Origin of the sequence: Desulfoscipio sp. XC116 (assembly GCF_039851975.1) — a bacterium.
GTDB lineage: Bacteria > Bacillota > Desulfotomaculia > Desulfotomaculales > Desulfallaceae > Sporotomaculum.
The window spans coordinates 1-14191 of the sequence record NZ_CP156660.1 but is presented as its reverse complement, the minus strand read 5'-3'; the positions used below and the strand labels follow the sequence as shown (position 1 = coordinate 14191).

The 14191-nt window shown below is 43.2% G+C and carries 7 protein-coding genes, 1 tRNA gene and 3 rRNA genes; all 11 read right to left on the bottom strand.

Annotated features, from left to right (window positions below):
* Positions 1-160 precede the first annotated feature (160 nt).
* Positions 161-275 (bottom strand): 5S ribosomal RNA (gene rrf, locus ABDB91_RS00055).
* Positions 276-494: 219 nt separating this feature from the next.
* Positions 495-3443, bottom strand: a 23S ribosomal RNA gene (locus ABDB91_RS00050).
* Positions 3444-3524: 81 nt separating this feature from the next.
* Positions 3525-3601: transfer RNA gene (locus tag ABDB91_RS00045), tRNA-Ile, on the bottom strand.
* Between the two features lie 115 nt (positions 3602-3716).
* A 16S ribosomal RNA gene (locus tag ABDB91_RS00040) occupies positions 3717-5250 on the bottom strand.
* Together the 16S, 23S and 5S rRNA genes with 1 tRNA gene alongside form the textbook arrangement of a ribosomal RNA operon.
* Before the next feature lie 374 nt (positions 5251-5624).
* The gene (gene gyrA, locus ABDB91_RS00035) at positions 5625-8051 is read right to left on the bottom strand and encodes a DNA gyrase subunit A (protein WP_347489502.1); all 2427 of its coding nucleotides are present in this window, start codon (positions 8049-8051) and stop codon (positions 5625-5627) included.
* A gap of 53 nt (positions 8052-8104) precedes the next feature.
* Positions 8105-10006 carry a DNA topoisomerase (ATP-hydrolyzing) subunit B gene (gene gyrB, locus ABDB91_RS00030; RefSeq protein ID WP_347489500.1) on the bottom strand — a complete coding sequence of 634 codons (1902 nt, stop codon included), beginning with the start codon at positions 10004-10006 and terminating at the stop codon, positions 8105-8107.
* Between the two features lie 32 nt (positions 10007-10038).
* A complete protein-coding gene (locus ABDB91_RS00025; RefSeq protein WP_347489498.1) occupies positions 10039-10272 on the bottom strand; it encodes a DUF370 domain-containing protein in 234 nt (77 codons plus the stop codon).
* On the bottom strand, positions 10273-11370 hold the full coding sequence (recF, locus tag ABDB91_RS00020; RefSeq protein ID WP_347489496.1) for a DNA replication/repair protein RecF: 1098 nt from the start codon (positions 11368-11370) through the stop codon (positions 10273-10275).
* Entirely contained in the window at positions 11371-11598 is a 228-nt protein-coding gene (locus tag ABDB91_RS00015; RefSeq protein WP_347489494.1) for an RNA-binding S4 domain-containing protein, read from the bottom strand.
* A 3-nt stretch (positions 11599-11601) separates the two neighbouring features.
* Positions 11602-12714: a DNA polymerase III subunit beta gene (gene dnaN, locus ABDB91_RS00010; protein WP_347489493.1), complete on the bottom strand. Its 1113-nt coding sequence runs from the start codon at positions 12712-12714 to the stop codon at positions 11602-11604.
* A gap of 136 nt (positions 12715-12850) precedes the next feature.
* Positions 12851-14191, bottom strand: a complete 1341-nt coding sequence (gene dnaA, locus ABDB91_RS00005; protein WP_347489491.1) for a chromosomal replication initiator protein DnaA — start codon at positions 14189-14191, stop codon at positions 12851-12853.

The window sequence follows — 14191 nt, the reverse complement described above, 5'->3', positions numbered from 1 at the left end:
GTATTCCCAATGTAATGACAAGCAAGTTTAAATTATTTTACATATGTTCACATTATATCATAATATTTTAGTCTGCAACTCTAATATGTATAATATTATCCTTACTTATCTAAAAACAATACCCCCCGGCATGAAAACCAAGGGGTTTGCTTAAAATTAATTCCGGCGACGACCTACTCTCCCAGGGCAGATGCCCAAGTACCATCGGCCTCGAAGAGCTTAACTTCCGTGTTCGGGATGGGAACGGGTGTATCCTCTTCAGTATGGTCACCGGAAAACTTTATAAACTTTTAGGAAACCTCATTAAACTATGTCACGTATATTATCTAAACATATTGCTTAGGTATTTGTCAAGCAGTTCCCTCAAAAATGCACAGCTAAGCAAGTTTTATTTCAACAAGTAAACTATCTTGTATCCGGCAGCAGTATGGTTGGTTTATCGCCTAACGGCAACCAACCGCCAACTTCCGTAACAAAATCAGAGCACCGAATTTAAGGTCAAGTCCTCGACCTATTAGTACCGGTCCGCTGCACACATTGCTGTGCTTGCACGCCCGGCCTATCTACCTGGTAGTCTGCCAGGGGTCTTACTCCATTAACTGGATGGGAAACCTTATCTAGAGGGGGGCTTCGCGCTTAGATGCCTTCAGCGCTTATCCCGGCCGGATTTGGGTACCCAGCGCTACCGCTGGCGCGATAACTGGTACGCCAGTGATCCGTCCATCCCGGTCCTCTCGTACTAGGGACAGCTCCTCGCAAGTTTCCTGCGCCTGCGACGGATAGGGACCGAACTGTCTCACGACGTTCTGAACCCAGCTCACGTACCGCTTTAATGGGCGAACAGCCCAACCCTTGGGACCTACTACAGCCCCAGGATGCGATGAGCCGACATCGAGGTGCCAAACCTCCCCGTCGATGTGGACTCTTGGGGGAGATAAGCCTGTTATCCCCGGGGTAGCTTTTATCCGTTGAGCGACGGCTCTTCCACGCGAATGCCGCCGGATCACTAAGCCCGACTTTCGTCCCAGCTCGACTTGTTGGTCTCGCTGTCAAGCTCCCTTTTGCCTTTACACTCTATCCGCGCGATTTCCAACCGCGCTGAGGGAACCTTTGGGCGCCTCCGTTACTTTTTGGGAGGCGACCGCCCCAGTCAAACTGCCCACCTGACACTGTCCATGGAGCCGATTCAGGCTCCGGTGTTAGAATTTCAATATCACAAGGGTGGTATCCCAACGGTGGCTCCGTTAAGACTGGCGCCCTAACTTCTCAGCCTCCCACCTATCCTGTACATGCAATACCAAAATCCAATGTCAAGCTGCAGTAAAGCTCCACGGGGTCTTTCTGTCCTGTCGCAGGTAGCCGGCATCTTTACCGGCATTACAAGTTCGCCGAGTCCCTCGTTGAGACAGCGCCCAAATCGTTACGCCTTTCGTGCGGGTCGGAACTTACCCGACAAGGAATTTCGCTACCTTAGGACCGTTATAGTTACGGCCGCCGTTTACTGGGGCTTCGGTTTAAAGCTTCGCTTGCGCTAACCTCTCCCCTTAACCTTCCAGCACCGGGCAGGCGTCAGCTCCTATACGTCATCTTGCGATTTAGCAGGAACCTGTGTTTTTGGTAAACAGTCGCTTGGGCCTTTTCTCTGCGACTCCTTCATGCTCTGACAGTTAATGTCTTTACACTAATGGAGTACCCCTTCTCCCGAAGTTACGGGGTCATTTTGCCGAGTTCCTTAACGAGGGTTTTCTCGCGCGCCTTAGGATTCTCACCCCACCTACCTGTGTCGGTTTGCGGTACGGGCACCTTAGAGCCTCGTTAGAGGTTTTTCTTGACAGTTTGGGTGCAGCCACTTCGCTACTTGTTTTCGCTCCCCGTCACTTCTCAGGCTTCTTGAACCGCGGTTTTGCCTGCGGTTCGCCCTACGAGCTTGGACGCGCTTTTCCATCCGCGCGCTTGGCTTGCCCTGCTGTGTCACCCCATCCTTATAACGGCTTTAAGGTGGTATCGGATTCTCCACCGATTGTCCATCGCCTACGCTTTTCAGCCTCGGCTTAGGGCCCGACTTACCCTGGGCGGACGAGCCTTCCCCAGGAATCCTTAGGTTTTCGGCGGGCAGGATTCTCACCTGCCTTTGCGCTTACTTATACCGGCATTCTCACTTCCCATCAGTCCACTACTCCTTACGGTATAGCTTCTATCCAATGGGAACGCTCCCCTACCAATTCATTGCTGAATTCCGCAGTTTCGGTACCGTGCTTGAGCCCCGTTACATTTTCGGCGCAAGGTCACTTGACCAGTGAGCTATTACGCACTCTTTAAATGGTGGCTGCTTCTGAGCCAACATCCTGGTTGTCCGGGCAACCTCACATCCTTTGCCACTTAGCACGATTTAGGGACCTTAACTGGCGGTCTGGGCTGTTTCCCTCTCGACTACGAATCTTAGCACCCGCAGTCTGACTCCTGTACTTTAATAGTCCGGCATTCGAAGTTTGATTGAGTTCGGTAACCGGTGAAGGCCCCTAGCCCATTCAGTGCTCTACCTCCGGCTATTTTGTACAAGGCTAGCCCTAAAGCTATTTCGGGGAGAACCAGCTATCTCCGGGTTCGATTGGCATTTCACCCCTACCCACACCTCATCCACCGCCTTTTCAACGACGGTTGGTTCGAGCCTTCACGAGATGTTACTCCCGCTTCACTCTGGACATGGGTAGATCACCCGGTTTCGGGTCTACTTCAGCGTACTATGACGCCCTTTTTAGACTTGCTTTCGCTGCGGTTTACGGCCTTGATCAGCCTTAACCTGGCACGCTAAAGGTAACTCGCCGGTCCGTTCTACAAAAAGTACGCCATTACACGTTAATTGTGCTTTGACTGGTTGTAAGCGTACGGTTTCAGGTTCTGTTTCACTCCCCTCCCGGGGTGCTTTTCACCTTTCCCTCACGGTACTTGTGCACTATCGGTCGCTAAGGGTAGTTAGCCTTGGAAGGTGGTCCTCCCTGATTCCCACGGGGTTTCTCGTGTCCCGCGGTACTTGGGATGCTCTCTGAATTGACTTGCCTTTTCGCCTACAGGGCTGTTACCTTCTGTGGCCCGCCGTTCCTGGCGGGTTCGGCTAAGGTTGTCAGTCCGTTGTGAGAGTCCCGCAACCCCTATTCCGCACGCGAAATAGGTTTAGGCTGGCCCCGGTTCGCTCGCCGCTACTTGGGGGTTCTCGGTTGATTTCTTCTCCTCCGGTTACTTAGATGTTTCAGTTCACCGGGTGCCCTTCTTATGTCTATGTGTTCAACATAAGATGTTACCTCGTTACTGGTAACGGGTTGCCCCATTCGGAGATCTACGGGTCTATGCCTGCTTGCGGCTCACCGTAGCTTTTCGCAGCTTACCACGTCCTTCATCGGCCCTTAGCGCCCAGGCATCCACCGTACGCTCTTTCTAGCTTGACCTTTTGGTCTTCGGCGTCTTGTGCTTTTTACCTGTGCTTTACTTATACTTGCTTGCTTTCGCTGTGCAGTTTTCAAGGAACATGGTGGGCCTGGGTGGACTCGAACCACCGACCTCACGCTTATCAGGCGTGCGCTCTAACCGGCTGAGCTACAAGCCCCAATTGAGGGGATTTAGTCCCTCAAAACCAAACAGTGCGTTTTATATAGATGTCCGACCTAGGATTTAGGTGGTGGGTTATGGCTATACCAGTAACCACCACATAATCTCCTTAGAAAGGAGGTGATCCAGCCGCACCTTCCGATACGGCTACCTTGTTACGACTTCACCCCAATTACCGACCCCACCTTCGACGGCTGTTCCCTTTACAGGTTAACTCACCGGCTTCGGGTGTTGCCAACTTTCGTGGTGTGACGGGCGGTGTGTACAAGGCCCGGGAACGTATTCACCGCAGTATGCTGACCTGCGATTACTAGCGATTCCGACTTCATGCAGGCGAGTTGCAGCCTGCAATCCGAACTGGGACCGGCTTTCTCGGGTTCGCTTCACCTCGCGGCTGCGCGTCCGTCTGTACCGGCCATTGTAGTACGTGTGTAGCCCAGATCATAAAGGGCATGATGATTTGACGTCATCCCCACCTTCCTCCGTTTTGTCAACGGCAGTCCCTTTAGAGTGCCCAACCTCACTTGATGGCAACTAAAGGTAGGGGTTGCGCTCGTTGCGGGACTTAACCCAACATCTCACGACACGAGCTGACGACAACCATGCACCACCTGTCTTCCTGTCTCCCGAAGAAGAAGACTGTGTTTCCACAGCTGGCAGGAGATGTCAAGACCTGGTAAGGTTCTTCGCGTTGCGTCGAATTAAACCACATACTCCACCGCTTGTGCGGGCCCCCGTCAATTCCTTTGAGTTTCAGCCTTGCGGCCGTACTCCCCAGGCGGGGTGCTTATTGCGTTAACTGCGGCACTGGAGGGGTCGATACCCCCAACACCTAGCACCCATCGTTTACGGCGTGGACTACCAGGGTATCTAATCCTGTTTGCTACCCACGCTTTCGCGCCTCAGCGTCAGTTACAGGCCAGGGAGCCGCTTTCGCCACTGGTGTTCCTCCCAATATCTACGCATTTCACCGCTACACTGGGAATTCCACTCCCCTCTTCTGCACTCAAGCCCGACAGTTTCAATCGACAGCTACCGGTTAAGCCGATAGGTTTCACGACTGACTTGCGCAAGCCGCCTACACGCCCTTTACGCCCAGTAATTCCGGACAACGCTCGCCCCCTACGTTTTACCGCGGCTGCTGGCACGTAGTTAGCCGGGGCTTCCTCCAAAGGTACCGTCATTTGTTTCTTCCCTTTGGACAGAGTTTTACAATCCGAAAACCTTCATCACTCACGCGGCGTTGCTCCGTCAGGCTTGCGCCCATTGCGGAAGATTCCCCACTGCTGCCTCCCGTAGGAGTCTGGACCGTGTCTCAGTTCCAGTGTGGCCGGTCGCCCTCTCAGGCCGGCTACCCATCGCGGCCTTGGTAGGCCGTTACCCTACCAACAAGCTAATGGGACGCGGACCCATCCTGTAGCGGTTTGCACCTTTCTTCATCCGGTTATGCAACCAGATGAACTTATCCGGTATTAGCACCGGTTTCCCGGCGTTATCCCAGGCTATGGGGCAGGTTATCCACGCGTTACTCACCCGTCCGCCACTTGGTTTAGCAAGAAGTAAACTCCTCGCTAAACCCCGTTCGACTTGCATGTGTTAAGCACGCCGCCAGCGTTCGTCCTGAGCCAGGATCAAACTCTCCATAAAAGTTTATGCTAAGCGGGTTTGGTCTGCTTTAGGCTGCCCAGCCTTATTGGGCTGGATGACTTTATAGCAGCTTGTGCCCGTTTGCTTTTTAAGTGAGTTTAATCTGCTCGTTTTATGATTTACTCGTTTATTCGTTTGCTAAAAACCGCTGCTGTTTGGCTTTGGCTTTTAGCTTCGTTTGACGAGGTTTGATTGGCCGCCGTCGCTTGGCTCGGTTATTAATAACCAACCACGTCCGGCGTCCGTTTCCATCTCTTTGCACTGTTTAGTTTTCAAGGACCGTTTTGTTAACGTCGCAATTAACAGCGACGTTTTAAATTATACAGTTAAGAGGTGACGATGTCAATATAAAATATTAAAAAAAGCGGGAAAGATTAATCCTCCCCGCTAACTACTTTAGCTACTGCCACTACATGATCACCTTCACCCAATTTCATCAACAATACCCCCTGGGTAATACGTCCGAATAAAGATATATCATCTACTTTAATCCGGATCATTATACCATCCGCACTAATCATTAATACTTCATCTTCAGGTTTTACAACCTGCAATGATACAACGAGTCCGTTTCGCTCCATACATTTTATATTTATTATTCCCTTACCACCCCGGGATTGAGTTCTATACTCATTAATTTTAGTTCGTTTGCCATATCCTTTACTGGTTACTACCAGTAATTCCGAATCTTCACATATTAAACCCATAGATACTACTTCATCAAGTTTGTTTAAAGTAATTCCTTTAACACCTCTGGTAACCCTGCCGGTAGAACGCACATCTTTTTCAGAAAATCTTATAGCTAAACCATTTTTAGTACCAATAATAACTTCCTCCGTACCATCGGTTAATAAAGCATTAACCAGTGCATCCCCATCATCCAAATTAAGAGCTTTTATACCATCACGCTTGGTATGACCATACTCACTAAGAGGTGTTTTTTTAATAATTCCATGGCAAGTAGCCATAAGCAAATAATAATTATTATCAAATTCCCTGACAGGTATAACCGCGGTAATACATTCGTCTTTATCTATATAAAGTAAATTAACAATAGCAGTACCCCGGGCCTGGCGACCGGACTCGGGAATCTCGTATCCTTTTAGCCTATATACTTTACCTTTATTTGTAAAAAAAAGAAAATAATGATGAGTAGTTGCAATAAATAAATGCTGTAGAAAGTCGTCTTCTTTAATTCCCATAGCATTAATTCCGCGTCCGCCTCTTCTCTGGCTGCGGTATGTATCCAAAGGCATTCTTTTTATATAGCCCTGATTAGTTATGGCGATAACTACATCTTCTTCAGGAATTAAATCCTCATCTTCAAAGTCTATACTCTCACTGGAAATAGCGGTACGACGTTCATCTCCATATTTATTCTTAATAGCCAGTATTTCTTCTTTAACAATACCCAAGATCATTTTTTCATTTGCTAACACAGAAAGATAATACTCTATTTTTTTAATTAACTCTTTGTATTCAGTTTCTAATTTTTCTCTTTCCAAACCTGTCAGACGATGTAAACGCATATCTAAAATTGCTTGGGCTTGTTTCTCAGAAAAATTAAACCTATTCATTAAACTTTCCCGAGCTGTTTCTATATTTTTGGAACCACGAATTATTTTAATTACCTCATCCAAATTTGCTAATGCTATACGCAAACCCTCTACTATGTGAGCTCTTTCTTCAGCTTTGCGCAAGTCATACTTTGTACGTCGTATAATTATTTCCTTTTGATGCTCCAGATAGTGATGCAATAGTTCTCTTAAGTTTAAAACTTTAGGTTCACCATTAACCAAAGCCAGCATAATAACACCAAATGTATCCTGCATTTGTGTATGCTTATACAGTTGATTTAGTATTACTTTGGAATTGGCATCCCGGCGTAATTCAATAACGATTCGCATGCCATGCCGGTCCGATTCATCCCGTAAATCAGATATGCCATCTATTTTTTTATCTTTTACCAACTCAGCAATTTTTTCTATTAGCCGAGCTTTGTTTACTTGATAAGGTAACTCAGAGACAATTATGCTGGTTTTTTTTCCGCTTTCCTCTATTTCGGTCTTAGCCCTGACTTTAACCGTACCTCTGCCGGTTTTATAGGCCGAGCGTATACCATCACGCCCCATAATAATAGCCCCGGTGGGAAAATCCGGCCCTTTAATATACTGCATTAAATCAGCGATATCAATCTGCGGATCATCTATCAGCTTAATAAAACCATTAATAACTTCAGTTAGGTTATGGGGTGGAATATTAGTGGCCATACCCACGGCTATGCCGGCGGAACCATTAACAAGTAAATTAGGGAAACGAGAGGGAAGAATAGCAGGTTCCTTACCACTCTCATCATAATTTGGTATAAAATCAACCGTTTCCTTATCAATATCAGCCAGCATTTGAGTAGTAATTTTAGATAAACGGGCTTCAGTATAACGCATGGCTGCCGCGGAATCACCATCTACCGACCCAAAGTTACCATGCCCGTCTACCAGGGGATAACGCGAGGCAAAATTTTGAGCCAGCCTTACCAAAGTGTCATAAATAGCCGCGTCACCATGGGGGTGATATTTAGCCATTACTTCACCGACTATATATGCTGATTTGCGGTGTGGTTTATCCGGGGTTACACCAAGTGTGTGCATAGCATAAAGAATCCGGCGGTGCACGGGTTTTAATCCATCTCTTACATCGGGTAAGGCCCTGCCCACAATTACGCTCATTGCATAATCCAGGTAGGAATGCTTCATTTCCTCGTTTATATTAATAGGAACAACTTTTCCAGTTAAAGCAGGCAATATATTTCACCTCATATTAAAATAAAATCACATTTATTTAGTATAATTATAATTTATATATCAAGATTTCTAACCGCCCGGGCATTTTCTTGAATAAACTCTCTGCGTGGTTCTACTTTATCCCCCATAAGCATGGAAAAAATTTGATTGGCTTCAATAGCATCCTCCAATTGTACTTGCAATATGGTACGGGTGTCAAAGTTCATAGTAGTATCCCAAAGCTGCTCGGGATCCATCTCCCCCAAACCCTTATATCTTTGTAAAGATATTTTATCGCGTCCAATTCTACCAAGCAGCTGTTCTAATTCTTTATCATTATAAACGTAATGCTCTTTTTTATCTTTACGTACCCGGAACAACGGCGGTTGAGCAATATAAGTATAACCGTTTTCAATTAGCTGCCGCATATAGCGGTAAAAGAATGTAAGAAGTAAGGTACGAATATGGGCCCCGTCCACATCTGCATCGGTCATGATAATAATTTTGTGATAACGGGCTTTTTCAATATTAAAATCATCACCAATTCCCGTACCCAGTGCTGTAATTAAAGCTCTTATCTCCTCGTTGGATAATATTTTATCCAACCGGGACTTCTCCACATTTAAAATTTTACCGCGCAGCGGAAGTATGGCCTGATAACGCCTGTCCCTGCCTTGTTTGGCCGAACCTCCAGCCGAATCTCCTTCCACAATAAACAGTTCGCTTGCGGATGGGTCTCGTTCCGAGCAGTCAGCCAGTTTTCCGGGTAAAGTGGAGCTTTCCAAAGCGGTTTTGCGCCTGGTTAATTCCCTCGCTTTACGGGCCGCCTCCCTGGCCCTGGAGGCACTAATTGATTTATCCAGAATTTTTCGGGCTACAGAAGGATTTTCTTCTAAAAAAACACTTAAATTATCGGAAACTACAGTATCCACTATGCCGCGCACTTCGCTGTTGCCTAATTTTGTTTTAGTTTGTCCCTCAAACTGAGGCTCGGGTACCTTTACGCTTATAATAGTTGTTAAACCCTCGCGTATATCTTCGCCCAACAGACTTGATATACCGTTTTTTAAGATATTGTACTTTTTCCCATAATCGTTAATTACACGAGTCAGAGCCGTTCTAAAACCTGTTTCATGCGTGCCGCCGTCTATAGTGTGAATATTATTTACATAGGAAAATAAATTTTCCACAAACCCATCGGTATATTGAAAAGCTACTTCAACCATGACTTGATCCTTAACATCCTCAAAATATACCGGTTTATGCTGAGCGCTTTTATTTTTATTTAAGTACGCTACAAAATCCTTAATACCGCCACTATGTTGATAGACAAACTGCTGTTCTATACGTTCGTCATTATAAGTTATTTTTACTCCCTTAGAGAGAAAAGAAAGCTCTCTGAGACGCTGTACCAGTGTTTCTTGACTAAATTCCAACTCCTCGAATATTTGCGGATCGGGTTTGAAGGTTATTTTAACACCGGTGTTGCCAGCTTTACCTATAGTCTTTAAGCTAGTTACCGGCACACCTCTTTCAAAGCGCTGGTGGTATATAAAACCGTCCCTGCGTACTTCTACCTCCAGCCATTCCGATAAAGCATTCACTACAGAGACACCCACTCCATGCAAACCGCCGCTTACTTTATAGCCGCCGCCGCCAAATTTGCCGCCGGCGTGCAAAACAGTCAACACCACCTCCACAGCAGGTAAACCCGTCTTGGGATGAATATCTACGGGAATACCACGGCCATTATCGATAACTGTTACTGTATTATCACGGTGAACAATAACATCAATCTTATCGCAATAACCTGCCATAGCCTCATCGATACTATTATCCACCACCTCGTAAACAAGGTGATGCAACCCTCTGGCGCTAGTACTGCCAATATACATCCCCGGCCTGCGCCGAACAGCTTCCAGTCCTTCCAGTACCTGAATATCCTTCGCACCATAACTGGTGTTATTATCCAACAAGAAATATCCTCCGTTTCTGTATTATTTAATATTTATAAGGCTCGTTTTTTTAGTGTAGTACAGGAAATTGGTGATAAATATATTTCATTGCCCGTGATAATATAAGTTTTTTCTTTACCCGGTTCCGATATATTAACAATAAAACCTTCATCCTCGGCTATATCTAAAAATTCACGGGTTATAGCGGAAGATTGTGATCTGATATCTAAAATTGCCACTATATCCTTTTTAGGAACAATAACATCCCCGCCAAGGTGTAAAAACAATTAAATAACCTCCCTCAATATACCGTTATTTATTAAGTATACCCTATTTGTAAATTGGCTAATTTTATCTGGCATTGCCGTTGTAGTCACAAAAGACTGCACATGGTTATTTATTAGCAATAAAAGGTAATGTTGCCGAAAGTCATCCAATTCCATAAGTACGTCATCTAATAATAAAACAGGATATTCGCCATTTTCATTATAGAACAACTGTATTTGGGCAGTTTTCAACGCTAAAGCGATAGATCTTATTTGACCTTGGGAAGCATAATAACGAGCATCCTTTTTGTTAATTAAAAAACTTATATCATCCCGATGTGGTCCAAATACAGTCTGTCTTTTATACAATTCTTCTTTTTGCCTGGTTTTTCCTTCAGCAATAAATTCGAGAATAATTTGTTCTATACTTGTTTTGCCGGTTATCTTCAAGGTCGATAAATATTTCATTTCCAATTCTTCATGACCACCGGTAATATCAGTGTACATTTTTTGAACCAGCGGTATATATTTTTTTAAGAGCTTAATACGACCAGCCAATACTTCAGCGCCATATCGATAAAACGACTCATTCCAGATTTGAAAAGAATCGTTATGTCCGCTTCCGTTGCGCAGTAAGTGATTTCTCTGTTCAACTACCCGTCGGTATTGTGTTAAATTTTGCCAGTAAAGCGGTTCAATAACACCAATATTATAATCAATAAAGTCGCGTTTTCCAGACGGTGGCCCTTTAATTATTTGCAAGTCATCCGGTCTAAATAAAACAATACCTAGACGCCCCGGTAAATATTTTCGTTTTTCTTCAGAACCGTTAATAAGTATTTTTTTATTGCCGCCCTGTTCTATTAATATTGATATATCGATATTAATATTGCTTAACTGGTAAGTTGCCGTAATTGAGGCGTTATTACTATGCCAATTAATAACCTCACTGCTCTTTTTTCTAAATGAGTAACCGAGTACGCTAAAGAAAATTGCCTCCAATAGGTTTGTTTTTCCATGAGCGTTAAGCCCGGTAATAAAATTTATGCCTGTATGCGGCTCCCATTGTAAATCGTTATAATTGCGAAAAGAATTTAAACTTATACTCTTTAAAATCAATCATGAGTCCTCCGTATGAGAAACTACAAGAAAAGAACCTATATTATCCACTTCCACAAAGTCACCGCTTTTAAGCTTACGGGATCTATGATTTTCATAAACTCCATTCACCTTAACCATATTGTTTAAAATAAAATACTTGCTTTGTCCTCCGGTTGAAGCAACACGACACCATTTTAAGAACTGATCAAGCTTTATTTGGCTATTTATTGAAATTTTCTTAACCAATAATTACTCACCCTGGGATACGGCCGGCACTAAAATGGAAAAATATCTGTCGTCGTCAACAGGTCTCAAAAGGGATGGACTGTCCTGGCCGCTTAATTTAATAATAACTTCCTCGCTATCAATCGACTTTAACACGTCTATAAAAAATCGCACATTAAAACCGACGTCCAAAGAATCTCCTGTAAAGTTGGCATCTATTTCTTCTCTTATTCGGCCGGTTTCTGTATAAAAGTAAATCATCATTCCGTTTGGTTTAAAGTGGATATTAAAAACATTTCTTTTGGTATTAACCAGTAAAGACGCTCTTTCAGCAGCGTCTAATAATTCACTTACCGATGTTCTTACTTCACAAATATAATTTTCAGGAATAACAATTCTGTAATCAGGAAACTGGCCGGCAATAAGACGTGACATTATACAAATATTATCAATTACAAAAAATACCTTATTTTCAGTGACATATATAAAAAGTTTATCATCAGTTGATTCCAATATTTTAAAAAGCTCGTTAAGAGTTTTACCAGGTACGATAATATTTATTATCTGACTCGGCGGTGTATCTAAATGTTGTTGACATAATGCCAATCTCCTTGTATCTGTGGCAACCATGGAAATCATACCATCTTGATCAACCTGTATATTAACTCCATTAAATACAGGCCGGTGTTCTTCGTTTGAAACAGCAAAAACAACGTGTTTAAGCATATTTTTAAATTCAACTTGTGGTATCACTAAAGTAGGTTTATCTGGAAAAGAAGGAAATATAGGGAATTCATCAGCAGGATAGCCGTTTAACACAACCTCAGAGTCACCATATATAAATGTTGTTGTATTATTGGATATATCACACTTGATGTTGATATCCACGTCCGGCAGGCGCGTAAATAAGCTTGTTACATATTTAGCAGGTATAGCAGTCGCACCGTCAATGACAGTAGTTACGGGCATGGTGCAGCGAATGCCGAATTCGAGGTCTGTTGAAGATAAAAACAGCAAATTATCTTTGCTTTCAAAATGCAGGCAAGAAAGTAAGGGCATGGGGCTGCGTTGAGCAACTGCTTTTTGAGCGATTTGCACAAGAGAGTTTAGTTTTTCTCTGGGAGCAATGATATGCATAATAACCACCTTAACATAATAAAATAAAAAAATTAGTAACAGTTGTAGTAGTAGTTGTGAATTAGTGGATAAGTGAGAAATAGCAAGTAAAGATGCTTGATAAACTGGTTAATAAGGCTGTTAATAACCGATAGGCTTAATTTTGTTTTATGTTATCAATTAAAGTTTGTATTGTCTGAGAGGAGGCAGCGTCGTTTGTCACCTCGTTGGCAATTTTATCGTGAGCATGTAAAACCGTTGTGTGATCCTTTCCGCCAAACTTGTTGCCTATTTGAGGTAATGATTCAGTAGTTAATTCACGGCATAAATACATGGCAACTTGACGGGGATAAGCAATAGCACGGGTTCTCTTTTTGGATTTTAAGTCATCGAGCTTAATATTAAAATAACCGGCTACTGTTTGTTGAATTAGATTAACAGTAATTTCTAATGGTTTTTTATCCGGTAATATATCTTTTAAAATTTTGGCAGCCTTATCTTTGTCTATTGTTTCGTTATTTAATGAACTAAAGGCGGTTACTCTAATCAGAGCACCTTCCAGTTCTCTAATATTAGATTGAATGCGATCCGCAATAAAAGTTATTACTTCATCAGATACGATAAGTTTTTCAAGTTTAGCTTTTTTTTGTAAAATAGCAATCCTGGTTTCATAATCCGGTGGTTGAATATCTGTAATAAGACCCCACTCAAAACGGGAACGCAGTCTGTCTTCCAAAGTAGGTATTTCTTTTGGGGGACGGTCACTGGATATAATTATTTGTTTATTAGCTTCATAGAGAGTGTTAAAAGTGTGAAAAAATTCTTCCTGTGTTGCTTCCTTACCGGCTAGAAATTGAATATCATCAATAAGTAAAATATCAATACTTCGATATTTATTTTTAAATTCAACTGTTTTTTCTTCACGAATAGCCGTAATAAGGTCATTAGTGAATTTTTCTGATGTAACATAGGCAACAATATAATTACTGTTGTTATTTTGCCTGGCATAGTGGCCTATGGCGTGCATTAAATGTGTTTTTCCCAGTCCAACACCACCATAAATGAATAGTGGATTATAACCTTTAGCCGGCGATTCAGCTACTGCCAGACATGCTGCGTGAGCAAATCTGTTATTGTTGCCTACTACATAACTCTCGAAATTATATCTGGGATTTAAAATGGAATATTTTAAATCTCTTAGGTCTTCAAAAAGCCCGTTATTTTGTTGGTTGATTTGGTGTATTTCGTCTTCAAGAATAAACTGGGCTGTGGTTTTGGCATTAATTATATTTGATAAAACCTCTTTAAATAAAAATGAGTAATTATTATTCAGCCAATCCTTTGAAAACTGATCCGGAACACCAATATAAAAGGTATTATTTTTAATAGTAATAGGCTGCATGGTATTTATCCACGTTGAGTAAGACTGAGGGGTTAATCTGTTTTTTAATTGGCTTATGGTTTTTTTCCAGATAGAGTTTATATTATTAGAAGTCAA

Bases quoted from the DNA above. Each gene is read 5' to 3' on its own strand.
- dnaN (WP_347489493.1), bottom strand. From the start codon at position 12,714: ATGCATATCATTGCTCCCAGAGAAAAACTAAACTCTCTTGTGCAAATC.